This window comes from Marinobacter sediminum, from assembly GCF_016820575.1.
GTDB lineage: Bacteria > Pseudomonadota > Gammaproteobacteria > Pseudomonadales > Oleiphilaceae > Marinobacter > Marinobacter sediminum.
Window position 1 is genome coordinate 538,696 of sequence record NZ_JAEMQH010000001.1, and the last position, 26,421, is coordinate 565,116.

26 protein-coding genes are annotated in these 26,421 nt (G+C 60.3%); 15 read left to right on the forward strand and 11 right to left on the reverse strand.

Annotated features, from left to right (window positions below; all coding sequences use genetic code 11):
* The first annotated feature begins 55 nt into the window (after nucleotides 1-55).
* The 7 genes from FGO67_RS02440 (at nucleotide 56) to FGO67_RS02470 (ending at nucleotide 7,054) form a co-directional block, all read left to right on the forward strand.
* Entirely contained in the window at nucleotides 56-1,381 is a 1,326-nt protein-coding gene (locus FGO67_RS02440; protein ID WP_238942141.1) for an MATE family efflux transporter, read from the forward strand.
* A gap of 199 nt (nucleotides 1,382-1,580) precedes the next feature.
* Entirely contained in the window at nucleotides 1,581-2,231 is a 651-nt protein-coding gene (locus tag FGO67_RS02445) for a hypothetical protein (RefSeq protein ID WP_203299136.1), read from the forward strand.
* Between the two features lie 16 nt (nucleotides 2,232-2,247).
* Nucleotides 2,248-2,883, forward strand: coding sequence for a methylamine utilization protein (locus FGO67_RS02450; protein WP_203299137.1), 636 nt, complete (start codon nucleotides 2,248-2,250; stop codon nucleotides 2,881-2,883).
* Nucleotides 2,883-5,246, forward strand: a complete 2,364-nt coding sequence (locus tag FGO67_RS02455; protein ID WP_203299138.1) for a putative bifunctional diguanylate cyclase/phosphodiesterase — start codon at nucleotides 2,883-2,885, stop codon at nucleotides 5,244-5,246. Before FGO67_RS02450 ends, FGO67_RS02455 begins: the two co-directional genes overlap by 1 nt.
* Nucleotides 5,243-6,118 carry a DUF3034 family protein gene (locus FGO67_RS02460; protein WP_203299139.1) on the forward strand — a complete coding sequence of 292 codons (876 nt, stop codon included), beginning with the start codon at nucleotides 5,243-5,245 and terminating at the stop codon, nucleotides 6,116-6,118. Before FGO67_RS02455 ends, FGO67_RS02460 begins: the two co-directional genes overlap by 4 nt.
* 1 nt (nucleotide 6,119) lies before the next feature.
* Entirely contained in the window at nucleotides 6,120-6,605 is a 486-nt protein-coding gene (locus tag FGO67_RS02465) for a group I truncated hemoglobin (protein WP_203299140.1), read from the forward strand.
* A 62-nt stretch (nucleotides 6,606-6,667) separates the two neighbouring features.
* Nucleotides 6,668-7,054, forward strand: coding sequence for a DoxX family protein (locus tag FGO67_RS02470; RefSeq protein WP_203299141.1), 387 nt, complete (start codon nucleotides 6,668-6,670; stop codon nucleotides 7,052-7,054).
* Nucleotides 7,055-7,060: 6 nt separating this feature from the next.
* On the opposite strand, the gene FGO67_RS02475 is transcribed toward FGO67_RS02470, so the two are convergent.
* Entirely contained in the window at nucleotides 7,061-8,860 is a 1,800-nt protein-coding gene (locus tag FGO67_RS02475; protein ID WP_238942142.1) for a sensor domain-containing diguanylate cyclase, read from the reverse strand.
* 162 nt (nucleotides 8,861-9,022) lie between these two features.
* Here FGO67_RS02475 and FGO67_RS02480 point away from each other — a divergent pair, with 162 nt between their 5' ends.
* Both FGO67_RS02480 and FGO67_RS02485 read left to right on the forward strand, forming a co-directional pair.
* On the forward strand, nucleotides 9,023-9,253 hold the full coding sequence (locus tag FGO67_RS02480; RefSeq protein ID WP_203299142.1) for a DUF1653 domain-containing protein: 231 nt from the start codon (nucleotides 9,023-9,025) through the stop codon (nucleotides 9,251-9,253).
* A gap of 114 nt (nucleotides 9,254-9,367) precedes the next feature.
* Complete coding sequence (locus tag FGO67_RS02485) at nucleotides 9,368-10,690, forward strand: Na+/H+ antiporter family protein (protein ID WP_203299143.1); 1,323 nt, start codon at nucleotides 9,368-9,370, stop codon at nucleotides 10,688-10,690.
* Nucleotides 10,691-11,056: 366 nt separating this feature from the next.
* Here the strand turns inward: FGO67_RS02485 and FGO67_RS02490 are convergent, their stop codons facing one another.
* Together FGO67_RS02490 and prlC are read right to left on the reverse strand one after the other, a co-directional pair.
* Entirely contained in the window at nucleotides 11,057-11,311 is a 255-nt protein-coding gene (locus FGO67_RS02490) for a YheV family putative zinc ribbon protein (protein WP_203299144.1), read from the reverse strand.
* A gap of 57 nt (nucleotides 11,312-11,368) precedes the next feature.
* On the reverse strand, nucleotides 11,369-13,414 hold the full coding sequence (prlC, locus tag FGO67_RS02495) for an oligopeptidase A (RefSeq protein ID WP_203299145.1): 2,046 nt from the start codon (nucleotides 13,412-13,414) through the stop codon (nucleotides 11,369-11,371).
* Between the two features lie 206 nt (nucleotides 13,415-13,620).
* Between prlC and FGO67_RS02500 the strand changes: the two genes are divergently transcribed.
* Both FGO67_RS02500 and FGO67_RS02505 read left to right on the forward strand, forming a co-directional pair.
* A complete protein-coding gene (locus FGO67_RS02500) occupies nucleotides 13,621-14,163 on the forward strand; it encodes a gamma carbonic anhydrase family protein (RefSeq protein WP_203299146.1) in 543 nt (180 codons plus the stop codon).
* A 175-nt stretch (nucleotides 14,164-14,338) separates the two neighbouring features.
* The gene (locus FGO67_RS02505) at nucleotides 14,339-14,791 is read left to right on the forward strand and encodes an Hsp20/alpha crystallin family protein (RefSeq protein ID WP_203299147.1); all 453 of its coding nucleotides are present in this window, start codon (nucleotides 14,339-14,341) and stop codon (nucleotides 14,789-14,791) included.
* Between the two features lie 33 nt (nucleotides 14,792-14,824).
* Here the strand turns inward: FGO67_RS02505 and FGO67_RS02510 are convergent, their stop codons facing one another.
* The 8 genes from FGO67_RS02510 to FGO67_RS02545 all read right to left on the reverse strand — a co-directional run bounded on the left by FGO67_RS02510 (nucleotide 14,825) and on the right by FGO67_RS02545 (nucleotide 21,618).
* Complete coding sequence (locus tag FGO67_RS02510) at nucleotides 14,825-15,142, reverse strand: PA4642 family protein (protein ID WP_203299148.1); 318 nt, start codon at nucleotides 15,140-15,142, stop codon at nucleotides 14,825-14,827.
* A gap of 158 nt (nucleotides 15,143-15,300) precedes the next feature.
* On the reverse strand, nucleotides 15,301-16,134 hold the full coding sequence (locus tag FGO67_RS02515) for a flagellar motor protein MotB (protein WP_203299149.1): 834 nt from the start codon (nucleotides 16,132-16,134) through the stop codon (nucleotides 15,301-15,303).
* Between the two features lie 4 nt (nucleotides 16,135-16,138).
* The gene (locus tag FGO67_RS02520; protein WP_203299150.1) at nucleotides 16,139-16,912 is read right to left on the reverse strand and encodes a motility protein A; all 774 of its coding nucleotides are present in this window, start codon (nucleotides 16,910-16,912) and stop codon (nucleotides 16,139-16,141) included.
* 54 nt (nucleotides 16,913-16,966) lie between these two features.
* A complete protein-coding gene (aroE, locus tag FGO67_RS02525) occupies nucleotides 16,967-17,794 on the reverse strand; it encodes a shikimate dehydrogenase (protein WP_203299151.1) in 828 nt (275 codons plus the stop codon).
* Entirely contained in the window at nucleotides 17,784-18,713 is a 930-nt protein-coding gene (gene hemF, locus FGO67_RS02530; RefSeq protein WP_203299152.1) for an oxygen-dependent coproporphyrinogen oxidase, read from the reverse strand. The genes aroE and hemF overlap by 11 nt, the downstream gene beginning before the upstream one ends.
* Nucleotides 18,714-18,721: 8 nt before the next feature.
* A complete protein-coding gene (gene tsaC / locus FGO67_RS02535; protein ID WP_203299153.1) occupies nucleotides 18,722-19,294 on the reverse strand; it encodes an L-threonylcarbamoyladenylate synthase type 1 TsaC in 573 nt (190 codons plus the stop codon).
* Between the two features lie 45 nt (nucleotides 19,295-19,339).
* A complete protein-coding gene (gene dprA / locus FGO67_RS02540; RefSeq protein WP_203299154.1) occupies nucleotides 19,340-20,533 on the reverse strand; it encodes a DNA-processing protein DprA in 1,194 nt (397 codons plus the stop codon).
* 68 nt (nucleotides 20,534-20,601) lie between these two features.
* Nucleotides 20,602-21,618 carry a LysM peptidoglycan-binding domain-containing protein gene (locus FGO67_RS02545; protein WP_203299155.1) on the reverse strand — a complete coding sequence of 339 codons (1,017 nt, stop codon included), beginning with the start codon at nucleotides 21,616-21,618 and terminating at the stop codon, nucleotides 20,602-20,604.
* A gap of 448 nt (nucleotides 21,619-22,066) precedes the next feature.
* Here FGO67_RS02545 and def point away from each other — a divergent pair, with 448 nt between their 5' ends.
* The 4 genes from def (at nucleotide 22,067) to trkA (ending at nucleotide 26,304) form a co-directional block, all read left to right on the forward strand.
* The gene (gene def, locus FGO67_RS02550; RefSeq protein ID WP_041339780.1) at nucleotides 22,067-22,570 is read left to right on the forward strand and encodes a peptide deformylase; all 504 of its coding nucleotides are present in this window, start codon (nucleotides 22,067-22,069) and stop codon (nucleotides 22,568-22,570) included.
* 95 nt (nucleotides 22,571-22,665) lie between these two features.
* Nucleotides 22,666-23,601: a methionyl-tRNA formyltransferase gene (fmt, locus tag FGO67_RS02555; protein ID WP_203299156.1), complete on the forward strand. Its 936-nt coding sequence runs from the start codon at nucleotides 22,666-22,668 to the stop codon at nucleotides 23,599-23,601.
* 1 nt (nucleotide 23,602) lies between these two features.
* On the forward strand, nucleotides 23,603-24,904 hold the full coding sequence (gene rsmB / locus FGO67_RS02560) for a 16S rRNA (cytosine(967)-C(5))-methyltransferase RsmB (protein WP_203299157.1): 1,302 nt from the start codon (nucleotides 23,603-23,605) through the stop codon (nucleotides 24,902-24,904).
* Nucleotides 24,901-26,304, forward strand: coding sequence for a Trk system potassium transporter TrkA (gene trkA / locus FGO67_RS02565; protein WP_203299158.1), 1,404 nt, complete (start codon nucleotides 24,901-24,903; stop codon nucleotides 26,302-26,304). The genes rsmB and trkA overlap by 4 nt, the downstream gene beginning before the upstream one ends.
* The last annotated feature ends 117 nt before the right edge of the window (nucleotides 26,305-26,421 follow it).

Here is a 26,421-nt window from a genome sequence, read left to right on the forward strand (position 1 = left end):
ATCATTTAAATCCAATACTACTAACCAAACCTTTTTAAAAAACAGAGCGATATAGATGTTCCACCTGCCTGCCGTCGACCGGCGTCTCTGGGCGCTAGCCTGGCCATTGATGCTGACCAACCTGACCGTGCCGCTCCTGGGCCTGGTCGATACCGCGGTGCTTGGCCACCTGGAGAGCCCGGAATACCTCGGCGCGGTAGCCGTCGGCGCTAACCTGTTCAGCATCCTGTACTGGACCTTCGGCTTCATGCGCATGGGCACGACCGGCCTGGCCGCCCAGGCCTGGGGCAAACGCGACCGGTTCGGCCAGGTCGCTCTGCTGCTGCGCTCGGTGCTGCTGTCGGTGGCCATCGGGCTGCTGCTGATCCTGTTGCACCAGCCGCTGATTGCCCTGGGCCTGAATCTGATGAACCCCAGTCCGGACGTCAGTAGCCTGGCCGCCGAGTACGCCGCCATCCGGATCTGGAGTGCCCCAGCGGTACTGTGCCAGTACACCCTGGTGGGCTGGCTGATTGGCACCCAGTTCGCTCGCGGCCCGATGATCATGTTGATCGTGGCTAACGGCGTGAACATCGTGCTGGATATCCTGTTTGTCACCGGTCTGGGTTGGAACAGCCGGGGCGTTGCTATTGCCACGGTGATTGCCGAATACGGCGCTGCCGGCATTGGCTTCGCCATCGTGCTGACCCGGATGCCCGAGGGACAGCGCCTGACCCGGGCCCTGTTCGGCCAGCTGAGCGACTACCTGGCCATTCTCCAGGTCAACCGCTTCATTATGGTTCGCACGATTGCCCTGCTGCTGGTGCTGGCGTTCTTTACTGCCCAGGGTGCCCGCCAGGGCGATACCATCCTGGCCGCCAACGCGGTGCTGCTGACCTTCCTGCTGCTCATATCCAACGCCCTGGATGGCTTTGCCAATGCTGCCGAGGCCCTGATCGGTGAAGCCATCGGTAAGGGCAGCCGGAGTCGGTTCCGGGCGGTGTTCCGCAGTGCGATGCGCTGGTCGCTCTGGGGTGCCCTGTTGCTGACCGTCGTGTTTGTCGCCGGGGGCCGGGGCCTGATCGCGCTGCTGACCGGTATTGAAGAGGTTCGCACCACCGCCTGGCAATATCTGCCCTGGCTCTGGCTGCTGCCCTTTGCGGCGGTCTGGGGCTTCCTGCTGGACGGTATTTTCATCGGAGCCACCCGCACCCGGGACATGCAGAACACCATGCTGTTCTCGGCGCTGGTGGTGTTCCTGCCGGTGTGGTGGCTCACCACCGGCTGGGGCAACCATGGCCTGTGGTTTTCGCTGATCTGCCTGATGCTGGCACGGGCGCTCAGCATGGGCTGGCTGTGCTGGTCCCACAGCCGACACCAGCGCTGGTTTGAACGCGCCTGAACAGACAGCCGAAGCACACTCACTCACGCTCGTTTTTTCCTGGTATTGAACCGGCAAGGCGCAAAATGTCGACTACACTTGTCGGAAATGGCAGGCCTGTAGTGGACCGTCCGCCGCTGCTTACCTGCCCAGATACGGTATACGGACTACGGGAGGGGCCTTGCGACCTCAATTCGTTACAACATCGGCATCTCCTGACATGACACCACAGGTGGTTCTCGAGATCATTGATCAAGCACGACGCAAGGAAGCACGTTCGGGCATCTTTCTCCAGCAACTCCGGGAGAAGGCGGCCTGCCTGCCTTCGTCCGTCACTATTGAGGGCTATCAACCGGCCACCTCGCTGTTCCAGTTCGCGGTGGAATACATCGAAATGGCACCCCGTCTGATCGAATGTGTCGAAGCCTGCGCCCGGGAAGCCGGCAAGGCCGAGCTGTTCGCGCCGTTTGTGGAAGCTGCCACCCAATACTTCACTCGTCCGTCAGCGCTGATCGTGAAATACGATGGCCTGGATGGCTTACTGATCCGGGCCTATCTGTGTCATCGGTTGATGGAGGAAATGTACGAGAATAATCGCTCCATTCGCGCCAGCGATTTGGTGGATCTTGAAGCCACCCGTGCTAACCTGTTGACTCATCAGCTTATTGGCGAACCCTTCTCGAATGAGTTGGACGATGCCATCACCATCACCGTGCTTCAGATTGCCGGTACGCCAGACTACTATGAGCTGAACCTGGATCCGTTCGTAGAGCAGGTGAACAATGCCGCCTGGGACTGGATGCGGCATTACTGGGAAAATTTACTGGTTCGGAACCACATTCGATTTTCCCTGGGGTCCGGAATAGCCTGATAGGGTCAGACGTTTCATGAGAAAAGTAGTAGTCGCAGCGCTGGCGTTCCTGTTGTGGCCGATGTCAGCAACGGCAGCCAACCTGAGTCTCACCGTCACTACCTCCGACAGCAACGCTCCGGTCGCCGGTGCCGTGGTCTACCTGGATCGCGTGGACGAAGTAGCGCCAATAAGCGCCGAAATTTATCAGAAAGATCGCGAATTCCAGCCAAAGATCCTGATCCTGCCGGTTGGCTCACAGGTCGAATTCCCCAACCGTGACAACACCCAACACCATGTGTATTCGTTTTCCCCGGCCAAGACCTTCAATATTGAGCTGTACGCAGGCAAGCCCCCGACCCCGGTGCTGTTCGACAACCCCGGTATTGTCGAGCTGGGCTGCAATATCCACGATCACATGCAGGCTTTTATCGTAGTCAGCCAAACCACCGCCATCGGTGAGACTGATGCCAACGGCCGCGTCACCCTGCCGGTATCCGATGCCGGTCCGCAGACATTAAAAATCTGGCACCCACGCCTGCTCGACAATACCCAGCCCATTTCCCGGACCTTGGATGACGATAGCGACCGGTCAGTGAGCATCGGCCTGGCGCCGGAGCTGCCAGCCGACGACGCCATGGATCTTCTTCAACAACGTTTCCAAGAGCTTTAATGAGACCGCAAACCCATATGGGCTTCCGAGGCCGGCTGATTACCGTGATGATCGCACTGGTGGTGCTGGTCAGCCTGACCATGGCCGCTCTGTTCATGGTCTATCTTTTTGAAGATGAAAAAAAACGAGCCAACGAGCAGCTCAACATCGGCGAACGAATGACCCGGGAAGTCCTGGAACGCCGAACAGACCTGGTACTGTCCCGACTAAAGGTTGTGGTCAAGGACTTCGGCTTTCGCTCCGCCATCGCCAGTGGCGATCCCGGCACCATCGACAGCGCATTGGAAAATCACAGCCGCCGGGCCCAGGCCGATTTTTCGGTTCTGATCAATAACAAGGGCGAGCTGATTGCGTCTACGCTGAATCAGCAGGCTCCGAAAATCGCGGATGCCCTGGTTCATCATGGAACCGGCCAGGGGTTTGCGAGAACCTTTGCCTACCTGGATGGCCAGGGCTATGAGATTCTGCAGGTCCCGGTTCAAGCTCCGGGGCTTCGGGCCCAGCTGGTGGCCGGCTTTGCCCTCGACCAGGCGCTGGCGCTTCTAGTCGCCCGCCTGAGTGGCACTGAGGTGGTGTTCCGGGCGCGCTCCGATAACAACGACGCCTATCAGATTTTCGCCGCTACCAATGCCCACGACTTTGACCTGGATATGGAGCGCGAGCTCACTCAGGCCGACGACGCACCACGGATGTTGCTGAACCGCCAGCACTACTTCAGCCGCGCCATCAACCTGGGTAACGACGACTCGGGCGACATCCAGGCCGTGCTGCTGATTAGTCGGCAAGCTACGCTGCAGAGCTATTACACCCGGACACAAGTCATCGTGGTGTTGGTGGTGGTCATCTTGTTGTTCGCCATCGTGCTGGCCCTGGTGATGGCCCGAACCCTGGGCCGCCCAGTGCTACAACTGGCGGATTACGCCCGGGCCGTCGGGGAGGGTCAGAGCCCGACGCCGCCTGAAATACGCACCGGTGGCGAATTAAAACAACTGCGGGATGCCTTACGAGACATGCTGGTCCGCCTGCGGGAGCGAGAAGCCGAAATCCGCTATGCCGCAGCTCACGACGAGGTCACCAAGCTGGGCAACCGGAACGCACTGATGCAGTCGGCCCAGGCCCTATTTGATGATGGCGGCTCCTGCACACTGATCGGCTTGAAGCTGAACGACCTGGCCGACGTCAACGACACCCTGGGCCTGGAATTCGGCGATTCGGTGCTACAGGGCATTGCCCGGCGGTTACAAAGTGAATTGCCCGACGCCCAGCTGATTGCCCGCACCGGCGGCGGCGAGTTCCTGGCCCTGATCCCGGCACGCCATCCGGACCAGGTCGACACTCTGGCCCGTCACCTGCTGGACGTGATTCAATCCCCTCTGCAGATCAACAACAGTCCTTTTTCCGTCCGTGCCATCATGGTCACCATGGAATTGCCGAGCGATGCGACCAGCACCAACGAACTGCGCCGGCGTCTGAACCTGACCTTCGAACAAGCTGAGGATCACCCGGAACCGGTTACCCGATACCGCCCGGGCCAGGACGAAAGCCACTTGCGCGAGCTGCAACTTACGGCCGACTTGCACTCCGCCATTATCAATCGTGGCCTGCATATGAACTACCAACCCAAGCTGAACACCCGTACTGGTGAGCTGGTGCAGGTCGAGGCCCTGGTCCGCTGGATCCATCCAGAGCTCGGTTTTGTATCACCAGAAGAGTTCATTTTCCTGGCCGAACAGTCTGGCCAGATCCACAACCTGACCGCCCATATCCTGGAGCGCGTGGCCGAGGATGCTCGGGCCTGGGCCGAGCAGGGAGTCAACGCCGGTGTCGCCATCAATCTGTCGGCCATGGACCTGACCTGGCCTGAGCTTACCGATCACCTCACCAGGGCCTTCGGAAACTGGCACCAGGGCATGGAACGAATCACCCTGGAGGTGACTGAGAGCGCCCTGATGAAGGACCCGGAAGAGGCGATGGCGACCCTGAACCGGCTCCGGGCACTGGGCATGACCCTTTCGGTCGATGATTTCGGCACTGGCTACTCCTCCCTGTCGCAGCTGCGCAAGCTGCCGGTTCAGGAGCTGAAAATCGACAAATCCTTTGTTCTGAATCTGGACACCGAACCCCAGGACCAGCTGATCGTGAAGTCGACCATCGACATGGCCCACGGGCTGGGCCTGAAAGTGGTGGCCGAAGGCATCGAGAACCTGGCCGCTTGGGAGCTACTGCAGCAGTGGCGGTGTGACCTTGCCCAGGGCTTCTACCTGAGCCGGCCGGTAGCCGCTGACCAACTGGTCGAAACTGCCCAGACATTGGCGAGCCGCCGCCAAGATTTAACAGAATACCTGCTGGAAGATCATTCATGACCCACCGCCTGCTGATACTGGCCACGCTGTTTGCCCTTGCCTGCCCACCCGCATCCGCCGCCATCGGCAGCCGGATCTGGGCCACCGGTGGCGTATCCACCATTGAGGGCAGTGCCGGCGGCGGACTGGTGCCCTGGGCGCTGCTCGGCAGTTACGCCAGCGACGAGGAGTGGGGCGGCACCCTCGCGCTCAGCCAAGCCGAGACTGATGACTACAGCCTGTCGGTCACCGGCGCCGGGGTGAACTGGAATAACCGGATTGAGCTGACCGTGGCTCGCCAAACACTCGATCTGGACGAACTGGTGTTCTCCCTGAAAGACGGTTTCGGCCTGGAGCAGGACGAGCTCAATCAGGACATTATCGGCGCCAAGGTGCGGCTGGCCGGCGACGTGCTCTACAGTCCCTGGGGTCAGTGGAGCGCTGGCGTCCAGTACAAGCGCCAGCGCGATTTCACCGTCCCGGACGCCATCGGCGCCCGGGATGACAGCGGCACTGACCTGCTGCTCAGTGCCAGCAAGTTGATTTTCGCCGCCGTGTTCGATCGCAACCTGCTGGTGAACGCCACCGCCCGTGCCACCAAAGCCAACCAGGGCGGCCTGCTGGGTTTTGGCGGTGATCGCAATAACGGTTATGAAGTGATGGCGGAGGCCAGTGTCGGTGTGTTCGTGAACCGCCAATGGCTGGTAGGTGCTGAGTACCGACAGAAGCCCGACAACCTTAGCTTTGCCAACGAGGACGACTGGTGGGACCTGTTTGTCGCCTGGGTGCCGGACCGGCGCCTGGCGGTAACCGCAGCCCTGGTTAATCTCGGCGATGTCGCCACTCTGGACGACCAGCAAGGCCTTTACCTGTCGCTGCAGGGGAGTTTCTGACATGTGCCATCACACCACACCCCGGTTCACTGGTCTGGCCCGCCGTGTCCTTATGCTGCTTGCCGGTTTCGCCCTGGCCGGCTGCCAGGCCCTGACCACTGCCCCGGACAGTGAGACCAACAGCAACACCGAACCGACGCTGTACCAGCAGCTGGGTGAGCGGGCCGGACTGGCGCAGATTGTCGAGGACCTGCTCTATCTGATCGTAGACGACGAGCGCATCAACCATCAGTTCAAAGGCGTGAACGTGGCCGAGTTTCACCGCCACCTGACCGATCAGCTGTGCCAGCTCAGCGGTGGGCCCTGCACCTACAGCGGCCGGTCCATGCGCAAGGCCCACGCCGACATGGCCATCACCGAGACCCAGTTCAACGCCCTGGCGGAGAACCTGATCCTGGCCATGGAGCAGAACGGAATCGGTACCGGCGCCCAGAACCGCCTGCTGAAACGCCTGATTCCGATGCACCCCGACATTCGTAATCTATAAGCGGCTCCCGCAACAGGGTATGCTTGTGCCCCTTGATTCACCGACACTGGGAGACACTGATTTTGCTGGAAAATGTCGATCTGGGAAAACTGATTATCCGCCTGACCCTGGGCGGGCTCATGCTGTTCCACGGCATCGCCAAACTGCTTAATGGCATCGGCTTTATTGAAGGTGAGCTGCTTAGCCACGGCTTACCCGCGGTGCTGGCCTACGGCGTATTTATTGGTGAGTTACTGGCGCCGCTGATGGTGATATTGGGTTATCACACCCGTATTGGTGCGTTGCTGATCATCTTCAACATGCTCGTCGCGATTGCCCTGGTGCATGGTCACCAGCTGCTGTCGCTGGGCAGCAACGGCGGCTGGGCACTGGAGCTGCAAGGTTTCTTCCTGTTTACCGCGGTCGCAGTCATTTTCCTCGGTCCGGGCCGCTACAAGCTGAAAAACTGAGTGGTGTTATTGATCGCCCGCGGACACCGTGCGGAGTCCGCGGTAGGTCATCACCCGGTTCCGGCCAGCACCCTTGGCGCCATAGAGTGCGGCATCGGCACGCCGAACCAGCTCATCCGAAGCCACATCCTGAGTCGGCATCACGGTGGCAACGCCAACACTGACGCTGAGACTGACCGCCGCTTCCTGCGCACCCGGATACACCGTGGCGTTCTCTACTGCCTGCCTCAGGCGCTCCGCCACCTGCTCGGCCCCCTCCGCCGGCGTGGCCGGCAACAGCACCGCAAATTCCTCACCGCCGTAGCGCGCCAGCAGATCCCCGGAACGCTGGATTTCGTTGGCACAGATGGCGGCAACGGTAATCAGGCAGTCGTCCCCTACCAGATGGCCATAGCGGTCGTTCACCGACTTGAAGTAATCAATGTCCAGCAGTAACAGACTCATGGGCAGCTTCTGACGACCAGTCCGGCACCACTCCTCCTTCAGACGTGCATCAAACTTGCGCCGGTTGGCGACCTGAGTCAGGCCATCGGTCAGGCTGATCGCTTCCAGCCTGCGGTTGGCCCGCTGCAGTTCCTCGGTGCGCTCCCGAACCCGTTCTTCCAGGGTCTGATTGGCCTGGCGTTGAATGCCCAGAGCCTGTTCCTGGGCCCGTAGCCGGCGCCGACGCTCCAGGTTAATCCGGTAGGCCAGAGCAAACGACAGCAGGATGACCTCAATGGCGACGCCAATCTGGGGTCCGAATTCGGTCAGGAACGTGGTTGGCAGGTAGCCCAGTTTACTGACGGCCAAAATCAGGTGGCCCAACAAAAGCGGCGTCCAGGCCAGCACGTAAATACCCGCCAGTTTCTGGCCCCTGGACCAGACATAGATGCCGACCAGCCAGGCGGCCGGGGTTGCAATCGCCGCTAATACCGCCACCAGGGTGACGGCCGTCTGGTACGCGCCAAACGCGCCGATCACGATGCTGACCCCGGCACCCACCATCAAGACTTGCAGGAATCGGTAACTGGCCCTGCTGTAGCGCGCAACGGCCAGGAACTGAAGACTGAAAACCAGCGCCGCGATCATGGTCAGGCCGGTGAGCGGAATGGTGACGTATCGGTTCAGCCCGGGCAATTCCGGCCACAGCCATTGGAACAGGAGGCCCTTGAAATGCAGGTGCACCAGCCCCGACAGCACCACGGTCAGCACATACCACAGGTAGGTGGGTTGCCGGACGATGGTGAACAAAAACAGGTTGTACAACGCCAGTGCCAGGATGATGCCCAGGAACATGGTCTGCCAGCCATAGGACAGTTGCTCACCGGCCAGGAACTCCACCGCTGTTTCCACCTCCACCGGTACCTGGACGGCACCCTGGGTTTTCACCCGCAGGACGGCGGTAATCGGTTCGGTGTTGGAAGGTACCGGGAAGACGAAATTACGATGGTCGACGGGACGGTTGGAAAAGGGCCGGGCATCACCGGTTTGGTAGCTGCGAATGACCCGGCCATTGAGTACCCAGAAAAGGTCGACCTCATCCAGCAGCGGGTAGCTGATCTCCAGCACCTGGTTCTCCGATGTCGGTGTCACCACCACCTGAATCCAGTAGGTACTGTCGCTGAACCCCAGGTTCAGCCCCCGGCCGGCAGCCATCGATTGCCACCGATCAGGCTCCCGAGCCAGGACCTCATTGATATTCAACGGCTGGCCCGCATCCTGGAACCAGCGGATTGCAGCGGGATCAGCATTGGCCTGGTTCACGCTCATAAGCGTGACCACTACCAACCAAAACAGGGCCGCAGAATTGGCGGTGTACTTCATAGACAGGTTCCGGTTTTCGGGCCCGATGACATAAACTACACTGCGTGGGCCCTAAACAAGTTTTAGCGCGTCCGCTCAGAATGTATTTTTAGTCTAGACCTTCGGGGCGATACCGTCCCGTATCCGATGTTCCAATCCGGTTTGTTTTCAACGAGGCAGCGCATGACCGACTCCCGACACACCATCCGACCCGGTCGCTACCGCCATTACAAGGGCAAGGACTACCAGGTCATCGACCTGGCCCGACACAGTGAGACCGAAGAATGGCTGGTGGTTTATCGCTGTCTGTACGGCGATCACAGCCTTTGGGTGCGGCCGCTGTCGATGTTTCGGGAAACCGTAGAACTGGCCGGTGAACAGGTACCCCGGTTTTCCCGCATCGGTGACGACTGAGCGCGCCATCGCGCTTTGACTGTAGCGATCATTTCCTGCACATTAGCCCGCTTTTCGTGAACCCGGTCCCCTGAACGGACCGGACAAACCTGTTATCCCTATTCGGAGTCTGCCATGAATGCCGTTGTTGCCGCGGTTGCGATCATGCTCGTCCTGAGTTTGAGTCGCATCCACGTTGTTGTTGCCCTGATCATTGGTGCCATTTCCGGCGGCCTGATTGCCGGCATGTCCCTGGACGCCACCATTGAGGCCTTCAACAATGGCCTCGGCGGCGGTGCCACCGTAGCCCTGTCCTACGCTACTCTCGGGGCGTTTGCCGTCGCCATCGGCAAATCCGGCCTGGCCCACGCCCTGGCGGATCGTGCCCTGGCTCTGGTCGGTCGGCAGGAGGATGGCGCTGCCGTCACCGGTATGCGATTCCTGATCATTGGGCTGCTGCTGGCAGTGGCCATCTCGTCCCAGAACATCTTGCCCATCCACATTGCCTTTATCCCGCTGGTGGTGCCGCCACTGCTGTACGTAATGGCAAAACTGAACATGGACCGCCGCCTGGTAGCCTGCGTCCTGACCTTCGGTCTGATTACCCCGTACATGTTCCTGCCGATTGGCTTTGGCGGCATCTACCTGAACGAGATTCTGGTCGCCAAGATCAACGCCAACGGCGTCGATGCCTCAGACCTGAACGTGATGAAAGCCATGGCACTGCCGGCACTGGGCATGCTCTGCGGCCTGCTGATTGCGGTCTTCTTCAGCTACCGCGGTGGCCGGGACTACGACATGGAGGCACTGACCAAAGCCGAGCGCGTGGATGCCAGCTACAGCCCTCGCACCCTGGTAATGGCACTGGTCGCCATTGTTACCGCGTTCGTGGTGCAGCTCTGGCTCGGTTCCATGATCCTCGGCGCCCTGGCCGGTTTCGTACTGTTCAACCTGTCCGGGGTGGTGCGCTGGAAAGAAGCCGATGACCTGTTCACCGAAGGCATGAAGATGCTGGCGATGATTGGTTTCATCATGATCGCCGCTTCTGGCTTTGCCGAAGTCATGCGCGAAACCGGTGAAATCGCCACCCTGGTGGACAGCTCCGTCGCCACCATTGGCGAGAACAAGGCCTTGGCGGCCCTGCTGATGCTGGTAGTCGGCCTGCTGATCACCATGGGCATTGGCTCGTCCTTCTCGACCATTCCCATTATCGCCGCCCTGTACGTGCCGCTGGCCCTGCAACTGGGCTTCAGCCCCCTGGCCATCGTCGCCCTGGTCGGCACCGCTGGCGCCCTGGGTGATGCCGGCTCTCCGGCTTCCGATTCCACCCTCGGCCCCACCGCTGGCCTGAACGTGGATGGCCAGCACAACCACATCTGGGACACCGTGGTACCCACGTTCCTGCACTACAACCTGCCGCTGCTGGGCTTTGGCTGGTTGGCGGCTATGGTTCTCTGACTTTTTTGGAAGTGGCCTAAAAAACGTAGCCTGCTGGTTTGGCGGGCTGCGCGGTCGCGGGGGACCTTTTCTTCTGGGAAAAACAACTCGCTGCGCTCAGACATCTTTTTCCCGGCAGAAAAGCACCCCCACACCCTCGCTTTCTGACTGCACAGAAATATCATCAAGAACTGACGCAGGGCCGGGCATCTTGCCGGTATAGACAGGTTTTTAAACCAGAAATCTCTGAAGAGTCTGACGTGAGGGGGTTGGGGGATTTTTTACCGCCAGAAATGGATGTCTGAGCGCAGCGAGTTCCATTTCCAAGGGGAAAACATCCCCCTGCCCCCTCGCAGCCCCCAGACCAACCAGTCCAAGAAAAAAACCTCAGTCATCATCCCCAGACTTAAAGAACACCACCTGCTTAACAGTGTGGTCATCCTCATTCTTACGCTTGTTCACCCGCGTCTCCAACTCAGGATTGGAGGACGGCTGCTCGGCATCCGACACCGCGTCGGTAAAGCCGCAGGCCACGCACTCTCGCACCTGGTCGTCGTCATCGGTGGTGTACATCATGATCTTGTCCATCTCCGCGCAGCGGGGACAGACAGCGCCGGCGATGAAGCGTTTTGGGCTCGCCATAACTAAACTCCGGAAATAGGTGACCGACAGTCTTTACGACTGCCGGTACACATTGGCTCAGGCAGCTTCGTCCGTGATGCCGGATTGTTTCAACAGGGCGTCTACCTGGGGTTCACGACCGCGGAAGGCCTTGAACAGTTCCATCGGCTCCTGGGAACCGCCTTTCTCCAGGATGTTCTGGAGAAATGAGGTACCGGTCTCGGCGTCAAAGATGCCCTTTTCCTCAAACAGCGAGAAGGCATCGGCCGCCAGCACTTCGGCCCACTTGTAGCTGTAGTAACCGGCCGCATAGCCGCCCGCGAAGATGTGCGAGAACGCGTTCGGGAAGCGGTTAAATTCCGGGGCCTCAATCACGGCAATTTCTTCGCGCACCTTACGATGCATGTCCAGCGGATTAGTGGGTGCTTCCTCACTGAATTCCGCATGCAGGCGGAAATCGAACAGGGAGAACTCCAGCTGACGCACCATACCCATGCCGGATTGGAAGTTCTTCGCCGCCAGCAGCTTCTGCAGCAGATCCTCCGGCAACGGTTCACCGGTTTCGTGATGCGAGGCAATCAGCGCCAGCGACTCCGGGTTCCAGCACCAGTTTTCCAGGAACTGGCTCGGCAGCTCGACCGCATCCCAGGCCACGCCATTGATGCCAGAAACATCCAGTACATCGACCTGGGTCAGCATGTGGTGCAGGCCATGGCCGAACTCGTGGAACAGGGTGGTGACCTCGTCGTGGGTCAGCAGCGACGGCTTGCCGTCCACCGGCGGCGTGAAGTTACAGGTCAGGAAAGCCACCGGCAACTGCAGCTGGCCGCGCAGGTTGCGCCAGCGCACCCGGCAATCCGCCATCCAGGCACCACCACGCTTGCCCTGACGGGCAAACAGGTCGAGGTAGAACCAGGCCAGCGGCTCGCCGTTACGGCTGATGCAGTAGGCGGTGGCGTCTTCATGCCAGGTTTCCACCTCGGGCTTGGCTTCAATCTGCACGTCGAACAGCCTCTCTGCCACCCGGAACAGCCCCGGCACTACCTTGTCGACCGGGAACCAGGGACGCAGGGTTTCCGGGGAAATGTCGTAGCGCTGTTGGCGCAGTTTTTCGCTGTAGTAGCCCACATCCCAGGCCTGCAGATCGTCGACACCGTACTCATCGCGAGCGAAGGCCTTGAGCTCGGCAAACTCGTGCTCGGCCACCGGCTTGGACTTGTCCGCCAACTGGTTCAGGAAGTCCAGCACCTCGTCGGTGTTGCGGGCCATCTTGGTGGCCAGCGACCGCTCGGCGTAGTTATTGAAGCCCAGCAGCTTGGACAGGGAGTGACGACGCTTCAGGATTTCCGCCATCAGCGGCGTGTTGTCCCAGGTGCCGGCATCCGGGCCCTGATCGGAGGCGCGGGTGACAAACGCCTCGTACACTTCCCGACGCAGGTCCCGGTTGTCGCAATAAGTCATCACCGGGAAGAAGCTGGGGAAATCCAGGGTGATGACATAGCCATCCAGTTCCTTCTGCTGGGCCGCCTGCTTGGCGCCGTCGAGGGCACTCTCCGGCACGCCAGCCAGCTCACTGGCATCGGTGATGTGTTTGTACCAGTTCTGGGTCGCGTCCAGAACATTGTCGCTGAAGCGGTTGGACAGCTCCGCCAGTTCCCGGGACAGGGCGGCGTACTGCTGTTTCTGTTCCTCGGGCAGATCGACGCCGCCCAGGTGGAAGTCACGCAGGGTGTTTTCCACCGACTTGCGCTGGGCTTCACTAAGATCCTTAAAGTCGTCGCGCGCGGCCAGTTTCTTGTACGCCTCGCACAGGGCAGCGTTCTGGCTCACCTCGGTGCTGTACTCGGTGAGCTTTTCAAGGCAATTCTTGTAGACCTTGCGCAGCTCATCGGTGTTCTTCACGCCGTTCAGGTGCGAGATCACCGACCAGGCATTGCTCAGGTGGTCGTCCAGCGCCTGCATCGGCTGTGCCAGGGTTTCCCAGGTCGGATCGTCCTGTTGCGCCAGGGTGGCGATTTTCATCCGGTTCTCACTGAGAATCTGATCAATGGCCGTTTCCATGTGCTCGATACGGACATGGTCAAACTTCGGCAGAAGATCTTGAGTCAGTAACGGGTTATTCATAGGTCCCCTTCTCAGCTGTTCGTGGGTAAGGTAGCTTCTTAAAATCTTGCTTCGGGGCAAGGCACCTGAGGGAAGATCTTTTCAAAACCCGCTCAAGCACGTCCATGTGACGCTTGAGCTCCGCCATCCATGGCTCCGCACAGTTTTGAAAAGATCTTCCCACAGGCACCCCGATCCACCGGGTAATTCCAGTAAGGATATATGTAATGGCGAATGTACGTTCTCACAAGGGCAAAGCACCACAATTTGGTGAACGCAGCTGGATCGATCCCAGCGCCGTGGTGATTGGCGACGTCCAGACCGGCGACGATTGTTCGATCTGGCCGATGACCGTGGTACGCGGTGACATGCACCAGATCCGCATCGGCGACCGCTGCAGTGTTCAAGACGGCTCGGTGCTTCACATCACCCACGCCAGCGACTACAACCCCGGTGGCTACCCGCTGACCATTGGTGACGACGTCACCATCGGCCACAAAGCCCTGCTGCACGGCTGCACCGTGGGCAGCCGGGTACTCGTCGGCATGGGCTGCATCATTATGGACGGTGCCGTGGTGGAAGACGAGGTCATCGTGGCGGCCGGATGCCTGGTGCCACCGGGCAAAACGCTGGAATCGGGTCACCTGTACGTCGGTTCACCCGCCAAGAAGGCACGGGCATTAACCGACAAAGAGCGGAGTTTCTTCACCTACACCGCCGCCAATTACGTCCGGCTGAAAGACGAATACCGGGCGGAGCAGGAAGACTGACCGAGATCAAAAAATAGACGACAGGGTCCTTGAAAACGGTTCTGGCGATCCTACATTCGCTAATAGCAGGAGTTCACGGATAACCATCCGGCAGGCGCCACCGGTGTGAGGCAGTTCCGCGAGCGAAGCTGAGACGCTGTAAACAGATTCGTAATCGTGATGAGGAGGTATCGCCATGAGCAACCTAACCCGCTGGAATCCGGTCCGAGAATTCGACGACCTGATAAACCGGTACAACCGAATGTTCGGCTCGAATTGGGCCAGTGAACGTGAAGGCAAGGATCTGTTCAGCCGGAGCGACTGGACACCGGCGGTGGACATCAAGGAGACCGCCGAGGCCTTCACCATCGATGCCGAGCTTCCGGGCATGTCAAAAGACGACGTCAAGGTGACCGTGCACGACGGCGTGCTGACCATCGAGGGTGAACGCAAGCACGAAGAGGAAAGCACCGACAAGAAGCAGCATCGTATCGAACGCTTTTACGGCAGCTTTATGCGCCGGTTTACCTTGCCGGAAAATGTCGATGAGAACAGCGTGAAAGCCAACTTCAAGGACGGGCTGTTGACTCTCACGCTGCTGAAAGCTGAACCGAAGGAGCCCAAGGCCATCGAGGTGGATGTCCAATAAGCTCAAGCGCACTCAGCTGGTGACGCCGGGAACTCAGTTCCCGGCGGTCGCCGACCGTTTGGCACCGGCCTGTTCCAAGGCCTGGGCGTAATCAACACTGCGGCGATGCTCGGAAATCAGGTCGAGAATGGTTTCGCCCCGCTCGTTCACCGCATACAGATCCCGCCCAGCCTCAACAAAGAATCCGATAAAGCGCTCGAAGTCCCCGGCACGCATGGCCTGATAGGCTTTGAACAGGGCGTTGTAATCGGCATTCTTGCTGCTGTCATAGGGATCAAGGGCGAGAAAGCTTTTTACACGCTCATCGCTCCATTCCTCACCGATGACTTTGGGCTTGTCGGGTCCGCTCATAATCGCTCTCTCATGATTCAATACTTTTGGGGTTCGGCGCCACACACCATGGCTCTGCCACAGGCCGCACAGTATAAGGCCCAAAAATCGGATCAGTTATATGATTTCTCTATGAGAATCTTTGCCTTAAGCATAAGGCGAGGACGTGCCACCGGCCGCTAGGGAAGAATTTCGATGGGCTCGTCACCGGCCCGGGCGGCCTCCTGGCACTGAGGATCCCGGATGGCAATCTCGACCCGGCGGTTCAGTGCCCGGTTTTCCGGCGAGTTGTTCGGCGCCAGCGGATTGGTCTCCGCCCGACCGGCGGCCACCACCCGGTCAGCCGGTACCTGGCGATTAAGCACCAGTTCGTGCACCACCGACACCGCCCGGGCCGCTGACAGATCCCAATTGGAGCGGAAACGGTCGCTGGAAATCGGCCGGTCATCGGTGAAACCCGAGACGAAGACATTACCGGGGCAGTCAGCCAATACCCCCACCACCCGCTCGATGATCGGAATCATCTCCGGCTTGATATCCGCCGCCCCGGAACGAAAAGTCGCCTCTTCGGAGAACCGGATAACTACCTGTTGCTTGTCGTAATTGATGTTCAAGGCGTTGGATGCCACCTCGGACTCCAACTCACTGACCAGCCGGCTGGCCAGGTCGATAACGCCGCCCGGAATCTTGGTGTCGGTCTCAGCCTCGGCGCGTTCGTCAATGAACTCCGGGACCATTGGCTGACTGTCACTGGGTTCGGGCAGGGACACGGTGTCCGATTCGATCAGGGTGATCGGCGAACCACCTACGTCCTGGCCCACCACGTTGCTGGAGCCGAGGGCCACAGCCATGGAATTGGCCATGGCCCGGTACTTATCCACATCCATCTCGGCAAACGACAGCAGCAGAATAAAGAACGTCAGCAGCAGCGTGGCCAGATCGGCAAAAGTAACGATCCAGGCCGGGGTGGAGTTCTTCAGCCGGCTGCGGTTCTTCTGCTGAACGACTTCCAAAGCCTCAGGCCTCCCGCTCCGGCGCCAGAGCCGTGCGATGATCGGGATGGACGAACGAGGACAGCAGTTCAGTCATGACCCGCGGGTTCTCACCACGCATGATGTTTTTGATCGAGGTGATGATCAGCATTTGATTGCGGGTCTCGTCTTCTGCCTTGAGTTGAAGCTTGTCCGCCAATGGCAGGGCGATCAGCTGGGCAATGAAGGCGCCGTACAAGGTGGTCAGCAAGGCAATGGCCATGGCCGGGCCAATGGAGGAGGGGTCATCAAGGGTATTGAGCATCTGCACCAGGCCGATCAGAGTGCCGAGCATGCCAATCGCCGGGGCCGATTCGCCGATACCGCGGAACACCCGTTCCGCCACTTCGTAACGCTCGGATATCTGCTGGGCTTCCTGAGCCAGGGCCTCTTCAACCAACTCCGGCGGATGGCCATCAACGCACAGATTAATTGCCTTGCGTAAAAAATCGTTGTCAGTGTCATGGTTTTCCAGACCCAGGATACCTTCCTTGCGAACCACCAGGGCCAGGGCACCAACCTCCCGTACCAGTGCCGCCGGCCGCGCCACCCGGTCGGTGAAGGCGGCGCTGAAAGCCAGTCGGAAGGCACTCATGACCGAGGGCATGCGGAACTTGATCAGGGTAACCGCGAAGGTGCCGCCAAGAACGATCGCCAGGCCCGGCAAATTCAGGAATGTCAGGAATGAGGCGTTGGCCAGCATGGCCATGGCCACGATCAGTACACCAGCAACCAGCCCGACGAGGGTGAGTATGTCCATTGAAACCCCTTTAGGAAGATGACCTTGAGCCTAGCCCAAAACCCGACCGCAGGCTTAGTCGTTTCGTAACTCTTCGATAACCGGAGCGGTTTCCGGCCGCACGCCACGCCAGATCCGGAACGATTCGGCCGCTTGTTCCACCAGCATGCCCAAGCCATCGAACACTCGCCCAGCCCCGTTATCCAGGGCCCACTGGTTAAAGGTTGTGGTCTGCAAAGAGTACATCATGTCGTAGATGACCGTTTCACTGCCGATCACAGTTGGCGACAGCGGCGGCAGATCGCCCTGAAGGCTGGCGCTGGTGCCATTAACGATCAGGTCATAGGGCTGGTCCGGCTGCTCGAAGCCAACCGCGTTTAGCGCCACGCCCGGAGCCGCCGGTGCGAACAACTGTGCCAGCGCCTCGGCCTTGGCCACGGTCCTATTAGCGATGGTCACCGAGGCCGGCTGTTGCTCCAGAATCGGACCCAGCACGCCCCGGACCGCACCGCCGGCGCCCAGCACCAGCACCCGAGCCCCATTCAGGCGCACACCATGATTGCTGGTCAGATCCCGAACCAGACCGCAGCCATCGGTGTTGTCAGCAACCAGACGGCCCTGGTCATCCCGGTACAGAGTATTAACGGCGCCGGCCTTTTCGGCCCGCTCGGTGCGGACCTCTGCCAACTGCCAGGCCTGTTCCTTGAACGGCACCGTTACGTTCAGGCCTTTGCCACCGCGCTGGAAGAACTCCCGGACCGTGCCGGAAAAATCCTCCAGCGGGGCCTGGATGGCGGTGTATTCAACCGCCTGGGCGGTCTGCAACGCAAACAGGCTGTGTATCCGGGGCGACTTGCTGTGACTGATGGGGTGGCCGACAACGGCGTACAGATCATTGTTCATGGTTGGTCTCCAGCCAGTTGCGTCCGGTCAGGAAAAACTCGGTCAGCCGAGCTTCCTCGGAGCCCGGCTCCGGTACCCGGCCATAGTCCCAGCGCACCAGCGGCGGCAGCGACATCAGGATGGACTCGGTACGGCCTCCGGACTGCAGGCCAAACAGGGTGCCCCGGTCATACACCAGGTTGAACTCGACGTAGCGGCCCCGGCGATAGAGCTGGAAGTCCCGCTCGCGCTCGGTATAGGGCTGCGACATGCGGCGGCGGACAATGGGTTCGTAGGCGTCGATGTAACTGTTGCCCACCGACTGCATGAGCCCGAAGTCCTGGGCGAAATCACCGGTGTTGTGGTCGTCGAAGAACAGACCGCCGATGCCCCGGGGTTCATCCCGGTGCTTGAGGTAGAAATAGTCGTCACACCAGTGTTTGAAGTGGTGATAGAGGCCATCCCCGAACGGCTGGCAGGCTGCCCGCGCAGTCTGGTGCCAGTGCACACAGTCGTCCTCGAAGCCGTAATACGGGGTGAGATCGTAACCACCGCCAAACCAGTACACCGGCTCGGCGTTCGGAGGCGTCGCCATGAAAAACCGCACGTTGGCGTGGGACGTCGGCACGTAGGGGTTGTTCGGATGCATCACCAGAGACACGCCCATGGCCTGCCAGGGTGCTCCGGCCAGGTGCGGACGATGGGCAGTGGCGGACGCCGGCATGGTTTCTCCCATTACGTGGGAAAAGTTCACCCCGCCTTTTTCAAACACCTTGCCATCGGTGATGACCCGGCTGACCCCGCCGCCACCCTCAGGCCGGTCCCAGGCATCACGGACAAAGGTAGCCTCGTCCTCGAACGCCTCCAGACGGCTGCAAATGCGCTCCTGCAAGCCTAGCAAGTAGTGTTTGACGGCGTTGATGTCCGGACTTTGTGACATGAATTCTCCTAGCGAAGCTGCTGACCACTGACAATATCAATAATCCGGCTGGGCTGGCGATTGCCACCCAGGGCCCCGGGCACAATGCGGTCCAACTGGTCGCCAAAGTAACGGCGAACCTGCCAGGAATACCGGGCTGGCTGGCGGCCGGCGGGGTTGCAGGATGTGGAGACCAGGGGACGGCCCGCCTTTTCGCACAGGGCGCGCACCACCGGATGATCGCTGACCCGCACCGCGATGGTGCTGTGGCGGCCGCGCACCCACTCGGGCACCTGTTCGTGCACATCGGGCAGCAAGCAAGTGACTGGCCCTGGCCAGTGCTGCTCGGCTTTACGCTGAATCTCTGGGGGCAGGGCATCAAGCAGGAACCGGACCTGTTGCACCGACGCGGCAACGAGGATCATGCCTTTGTCCATCGGCCGTTGCTTCAGTTCGAGAATGCGTTCCACCGCCTCCTCGTCCCAGGGATCACAACCCAGCCCCCAGACCGCTTCTGTGGGGTAGGCGATGACTCCACCGCCAGCAAGGGTTCGATAAGCACACTGTAACTGCCAGTCACTGAGGGGGTTGGGTGCCGTCATGTTGATCTTCGTCAGCTGAAATCGAAAGTGAATCTGACACTGGGTTCAGGCGATGCGCAGAAAGCCGCCCGGAGCCGAGCCCACCAGCCCCTGTAACTCCAGCAGCAGCAGGGCCTGCATGAGCTGATCCGCGGGCAGTCCCGTCGCCGAACTCAGTGCATCGGTTGACTGCGGATCATACCCTAAAGCCTCAAACACCGCGATTTCCCGACTGGCCAGACCGGCACCCGGTTTTACCGCAGGCGTGGCTGTGGTCAAGACATCACTCGAGCTGGTGTCCGCGCTGCACTCACCCTGAAACGACCACCAGGTACCCAGCTCTTCCAGGATATCATCAACGGTTTCCACCAGCCTTGCGCCCTGCTTGATCAGATGGTGGCAGCCACGGGCAACCGGGCTGTGTACCGAGCCCGGGATCGCGAACACTTCCCGGCCCTGCTCCAGCGCCAGCCGAGCGGTGATCAAAGAGCCGCTTTTCAGGCCGGCCTCGACCACCAGGATGCCCCGGCTCAGGCCACTGATGATCCGGTTGCGCTGGGGAAAGTGGGCAGCCCGGGCAGGAGTACCGGGCGGGTACTCCGACACCATCAAACCCTGAGCAATCACTCGCGCCGCCAGCCGCCGGTGCTGGCTCGGGTAGACCCGGTCGAGACCACAGCCGATTACCGCCACAGTGGGCGCGCCTGCATCCAGCGCCCCGGCATGAGCAGCGCCATCAACCCCAAGAGCCAGACCACTGGTGATCACCAGATTGCGGCGGCTGAGTTCCGCGGCGAAGGTGCGAGCATGATCCAGCCCGGCCCGGGTGGCGTGGCGACTGCCAACCACCCCGATCTGGTCCTGGCTGAGCAGGTGCGGGTCGCCCTGGGTGTAGAGCACCAGGGGCGCATCGTGAACATGGCGCAGGGGATCGGGAAACAGTGGGTCAGATGACGTAATCACGGCAATGCCCAGGCGTTCGCAGTCCCGCTGGATCGTCGCCACCTTTGCCGCCACCGGGTGCTGGCGGTCACCGCCTTGCCAGGCCTGGATCGCGGCGGAGGTTTCCGAAGGCAGGCCAAGGGCCTTCAGGGTCGCGGGATTCAGGGCCAGTACGTCGGTGAGATTAGGGTAGATGGTGCTGAGGTCACGGCGCAGACGCCGCCCGAACTTGGGCAAGCAGCTCAACAGCAGCCACTCGGCCGTGGTGCAGCCGGAGGCACCCGAAGCCCGGGTGTCAGGGAAGGGTTGATCGGTCACGTTGTCATCCTTGTAAACGAAAAAAGCCGGGCCATCCTGGCCCGGCCATATTCTTTAACCCCAATGCTTCAGGGGTTGGTCACCTTGTCACCCACCGACAGTGGGCGAGTGGCCTGCAGCACCAGGCCATAGCTCATTTTCTCGTAGGCCTGGAAGATCATCATCAGACCGGCGCGCTCGGACGGCAGTTCAATGGTTTCCCCGGTGACCGGGTCCCGAACCATGTTGCCACTCTTCAGTACCGACATGACGTTGCCCGGCTCCAGGCCATCACGCTCACCACGGTTGATGGTGACCACGTCGTACTGGCCGATCTGGCTAACACCGCCGTCCACAGCGATCATCTGGCCCTCTACGTCCTGCTCCGGCGCGCTGGGCACGAAGCTGGTGGCAATTGGCCGGTTCACGCTGGTCAACAGGCGGTCGCCAATGCGGATTTCCTGGTTCGACTTGGTCAGCCGCAGAGTCAGTACGTCGCCGTTTTCGGCGGTGACATTGCCGGCACCAATGCTGCGAGCTTCCAGGCCCAGGAATTCCCCGGACTCCGGATCAACAAATTCCTTCGTGCGCCGGAAGATCCCGACCTTGTCGGCGGGCTTGTCGCCGCGAGCGTAAACGCGATCACCGGCACCGGTAATGATGCGACCGTCTTCACCCTCCAACACGTAGGGTGCGGCGTTCAACTCGGCCGGGGTTACAATGCGGGTGTCGGTCAGGAAGCTGCTGATGGCGTCCAGCGGAATGGCCGGGATCGGCGTATCAATGGCTTCGGAGCGAATCTGCGGTGACAGCTTGACGACATCGCTGGAGGCAACCTTGGTCACCCGAGGTTTGCCATCGATGTACACCAGGGCTAGGCGATCACCCGGGTAGATCAGGTGCGGGTTCTTGACCTGAGGATTAACGTGCCAGATCTCGGGCCAGTACCAGGGGTTGTTCAGAAATCGGCCTGAAATATCCCACAGCGTATCACCCTTCACGACAGTGTAACGCTCGGGATGGTCGGACCTCAGCTCCGGTGCAGCGTGGGCCCAGGAGGTGAACAGCAGCGTAAATGCTGCCAGAGCGTACAGCAGTTTCCTCATTGTGTAAGTCCTTGATCGCGTGCCTTGAGTCTTTGCATTCTGTTGGGATGCAGCCTGTTGCTTGCAGCTTATTACGTTGTTATTCCTGATACTATAGAAGAAGTCCCGGAATTTGTGATGTTATCTTTTGTTCTTCCAGTAAATTCTACCCGGACATTGAAAGATTTTAGCTATTAACTGATCAGTTTGTACTCAATCGACGAATTATTGGATAATAGCAGTATCGCGTAAGCGCGGCCGGCAACCGTTGAATCCTGCGGTTGCATCCCGATTATATTAGGTAACGGGTGATTTTTTGCGCAGTACGCTGTCGCATTTTAGCGATCAGTTGCACTTGCTTTCAGAAAGTTACACACCCGAATCTGCAAGGACTATCTAGCAAGAACTATGTAAAAGGGATAGTAGCGCCAACACTGAACACAGTCAGACAGGTTTAAACACGAGCGACATGATACTAGATATTCTCGAATACCCGGATCCCCGACTGCGCACCATTGCCAAGCCGGTGGACGAGGTCACAGACGACATCCGTACGCTGATCGACGACATGTTCGAGACCATGTACGATGCGCCCGGCATAGGCTTGGCGGCGACTCAGGTCAACGTGCATAAGCAGATCATCGTGATGGATCTGTCCGAAGACAAGAGCGAGCCCCGGGTGTTCATCAACCCGTCGGTTGAAGTTCTTGATGGCGATCTTGAGGACATGCAGGAAGGCTGCCTGTCGGTACCCGGCTTCTACGAAGACGTCAGCCGAATCGAGCACGTTATGATCCGAGCCATCGATCGGGACGGCAAGCCCTACGAACTCGAAGCGCGGGGTTTACTGGCGGTCTGTATCCAGCATGAGATGGACCACCTGAACGGCAAGCTGTTCGTCGATTATCTCAGCTCCCTGAAGCGCAACCGGATTCGCAAGAAGCTGGAAAAACTGCATAAACAGAGCGCCTGACTGGCAAACGGTTCGCCGTTCTTGCAGGACTACAGACCTCGGACCGGGTTACGACCCGGTCTTTTCGTATTCAACGAGACAGAGACTTCAGCACCGTGCGACTTGTTTTTGCCGGCACCCCCGATTTTGCTGCCACCGCCTTGAGAGCCCTGTTGGGCACCCATCACACCGTTGTCGGCGTTTATTCCCAGCCGGACCGGCCCGCCGGTCGTGGCCGCAAGCTGATGCCGAGCCCAGTCAAACAGGTGGCCCTGGACGCCGATATCCCGGTGTTCCAACCGGAAAACCTGAAGTCCGAGGCAGCTCAACAAGAGCTGGCCGACCTCAAGCCGGACGTGATGATTGTGGCCGCCTATGGCCTGATCCTGCCCCAGGCCGTGCTCGACATTCCCACCCACGGCTGTCTTAACATTCATGCCTCCTTGCTGCCGCGCTGGCGCGGTGCCGCGCCGATCCATCGCGCCCTGGCCGCAGGCGATCGGGAAACTGGCATTACCATCATGCAGATGGACGCAGGCCTGGATACCGGCGCCATGCTGCTGAAAACGATGACCGCCATTGACGCCAGCGATACCGGCGGCAGCTTGCACGACCGCCTGGCCGATCAGGGTGGGGAGGCCATTGTCGAAGCCCTGCGATTGCTGGAAAAGGGCGAATTGACCGGTGAAGCCCAGAATGACGATTTTGCCTGCTACGCCCACAAACTGGTGAAAGACGAAGGCCACATTGACTGGACCGGGAATGCCGCTGACATTGAACGCCTGGTCCGCGCCTTCAATCCCTGGCCCGGCACCTACACCGATCTGGATACCCAGCGCATCCGCATCCACGCCGCCACCGTGCTGGACGAAGACAACCAGCAGCCGGCGGGTACGGTACTGCGCAGGGAGCGTGAAGGCATCGACGTTGCCTGTGGTAACGGCACCCTGCGGATTTCCCGAGTGCAGCTGCCAGGCTCCCGGGCCCAGAGCGTGAACGACCTGATTAACGGCGGCAAACAGCTGCTGTTGCCCGGCCAGGAGCTGCACTGACATGAGCGATCAGCCCCAGCCCCTGCGGGCCATTGCCGCCAGTGTGCTGCTGGCGGTGGAAAACGGTCAGTCCCTGTCCCAGTGCCTGCCGCCAGCCCTGGCGCGTCTTCCGATAAGTGAACGGCCGGCGCTGCAAGCCCTGTGCTACGGCAGTTGCCGCTGGTTTCACCGACTCGACGACGAACTTCAGGGCCGCCTGAAAAAACCACTGCGTGCCTCCGACCGCGTTGTTCACCACCTGATGCTGGTTGCCCTGTTCCAGTTGCGTTTCAGCCAGCAGGCCAGCTACGCCGTGCTGAATGAAACCGTGGAGGCCTGCCGGGCCCTGGACAAACCGCATCTGACCGGGCTGGTCAACGGCGTGCTGCGCGTCGCCGAACGGACCGGGGCACCGGAACCGAGTAACGACGCCAGCCGGGTCAGCCATCCGGCCTGGATGGTGGAAAAACTTCGCCACAACTGGCCCGAGGACTGGCACGCCATCGTCGACGCCAACAACGCCCAGGCACCGATGACTTTGCGGGTTAATGCGCTCCGGTTCAGCCGGGACGAGTACCTGGCGCTGCTGACCGAGGCCGGCATCGACGCCGTGGCCACCCGGTTTGCGCCCAACGGCATCCAGTTGCAACAGCCGGTGCCGGTTGACCGCCTGCCGTGGTTTGCCGATGGCGCAGTCAGTGTTCAGGATGAAGCCGCCCAGCTGTGCACCACGGTACTGGATCTTGCTCCGGGGCAGCGGGTACTCGATGCCTGCGCCGCGCCGGGTGGCAAGACCTGCGCCATCCTCGAGGCGTGCAGCGAGCTGGCCGAGGTGGTGGCCATTGATGAATCAGAGGCCCGGCTGCCACGGGTGCAGGAAAATCTCGACCGCCTGGATCTGGCCGCCACCCTGAAACAGGCCGACGCCGCCGATATCGATCAATGGTGGGATGGCGAGCCCTTCGACCGGATCCTGCTGGACGTTCCCTGCAGTGCCAGTGGCGTTATCCGGCGCCACCCGGACATCAAGCTGCTGCGGCGTGAGTCGGATATCGTCCCCCTCGCCAGTATCCAGCTTGGGCTGCTTGAGGCTATGTGGTCTATTCTCAAACCCGGTGGTCGCCTGGTGTACGCAACCTGCTCGGTCTTCCCCCAGGAGAACCACCGTATAATCCAGCGCTTCCGCAAACAGCAGGAAGCGGCCCTCCTTATGGAACCCGAGGTTTCGTGGGGACGGGACATGGGCCCGGGGCGTCAGTTACTCCCCGATCCGAACAGCCATGACGGCTTTTACTACGCCGTACTGGAGAAACCCGAAGCATGAAGATCCTCATCCTCGGTGCCGGCCAGGTCGGTGGCACACTGGCGGAAAACCTGGCCAACGAAGCCAACGACATCACCATCATCGACAGCGACGGGGCCCGACTCCGCGAGCTGCAGGATCGTCTGGACATCCGAACGGTGCAGGGTGAAGCCTCGTACCCGACCTCGCTGCGGCGGGCCGGTGCCGAAGACGCCGACATGGTGATTGCGGTCACCAGCAGTGACGAGACCAACATGGTGGCGTGCCAGGTCGCCAAGCTGCTCTACAAGACCCCGACCACCATCTGCCGGGTACGCGCCAGTGCCTATCTGGCCAAGTCGGACCTGTTTTATCAGAAGGATCGCACCAAAGACCTGGACAGTCTACGCGGCTTTCCCATTGATGTTCTGATCAGCCCGGAGCACCTGGTCACCAAGCACATTACCCGGCTGATCGAGAACCCGGGCGCCCTGCAGGTGCTTGAGTTTTCCAAGGGCCTGACCCGGCTGGTAGCCATCCGGGCCATGGAGGGCGGACCGCTGGTCGGCCATGAGCTTTCGTACCTGCGCACCCACATGCCGCGCATCGATACCCGGGTAGCGGCGATCTTCCGGAAAGACCGGGCAATCATGCCCCAGGGCGACACGGTGATCGAAGACGGCGACGAGGTCTTCTTCATCGCCGCCTCCGACCACATCCGGTCGGTGATGAGCGAACTCCAGCCCCTGGTGAAGAACTACAAGCGCATTTTCATCTGTGGCGGTGGCAACATCGGCCAGCGCCTGGCGCACACCCTCGAGAACCGCTACCAGGTCAAACTGCTGGAGCGAAACCACGAGCGCTGCGTGATGCTGTCGGAAAACCTGCGCAAGACCGTGGTGCTGGAAGGCAACGCCGCCAACAAGGACATCCTGCTGGAAGAGAACATCGAGAACACCGACGTGTTCTGCGCCGTCACCAACGATGACGAGGCCAACATCATGGCCTCACTGCTGGCCAAGCGCCTGGGCGCGCGCAAGGTACTGACCCTGATCAACAACCCGGATTATGTTGACCTGATCCAGGGCGGCGACATCGATGTTGCGATCTCGCCCCAGCAAACCACCATCGGCAGCCTGCTGACCCATGTTCGTCGCGGCGACGTAGTGAATGTTCACTCCCTGCGCCGGGGCGCGGCGGAAGCCATTGAGGCCATAGCCCATGGCGATCACCGCTCCTCGAAGGTGGTCGGCAAGCGGCTGGATGAGATCAATCTGCCCGAGGGCACCACCATCGGGGCCATCGTGCGCCGGAGTGAGGTCCTGATCGCCCACGATCACCTCCGGGTTCAGCCCGATGACCACGTGATCCTGTTTCTGGTGGATAAAACCCGGATCCGGGAAGTGGAAAAACTGTTCCAGGTGGGACTGACTTTCTTCTAGTTCAAAATCAAGGCAGTGAACTGCACTTAGAAATACCGCTTTGGCAGGCGTATAATGCGCCTTTTTTCAGAGTGTCCCGGGCCAACTCGGGGCGCCACATTCAGATCGATCAGTAGG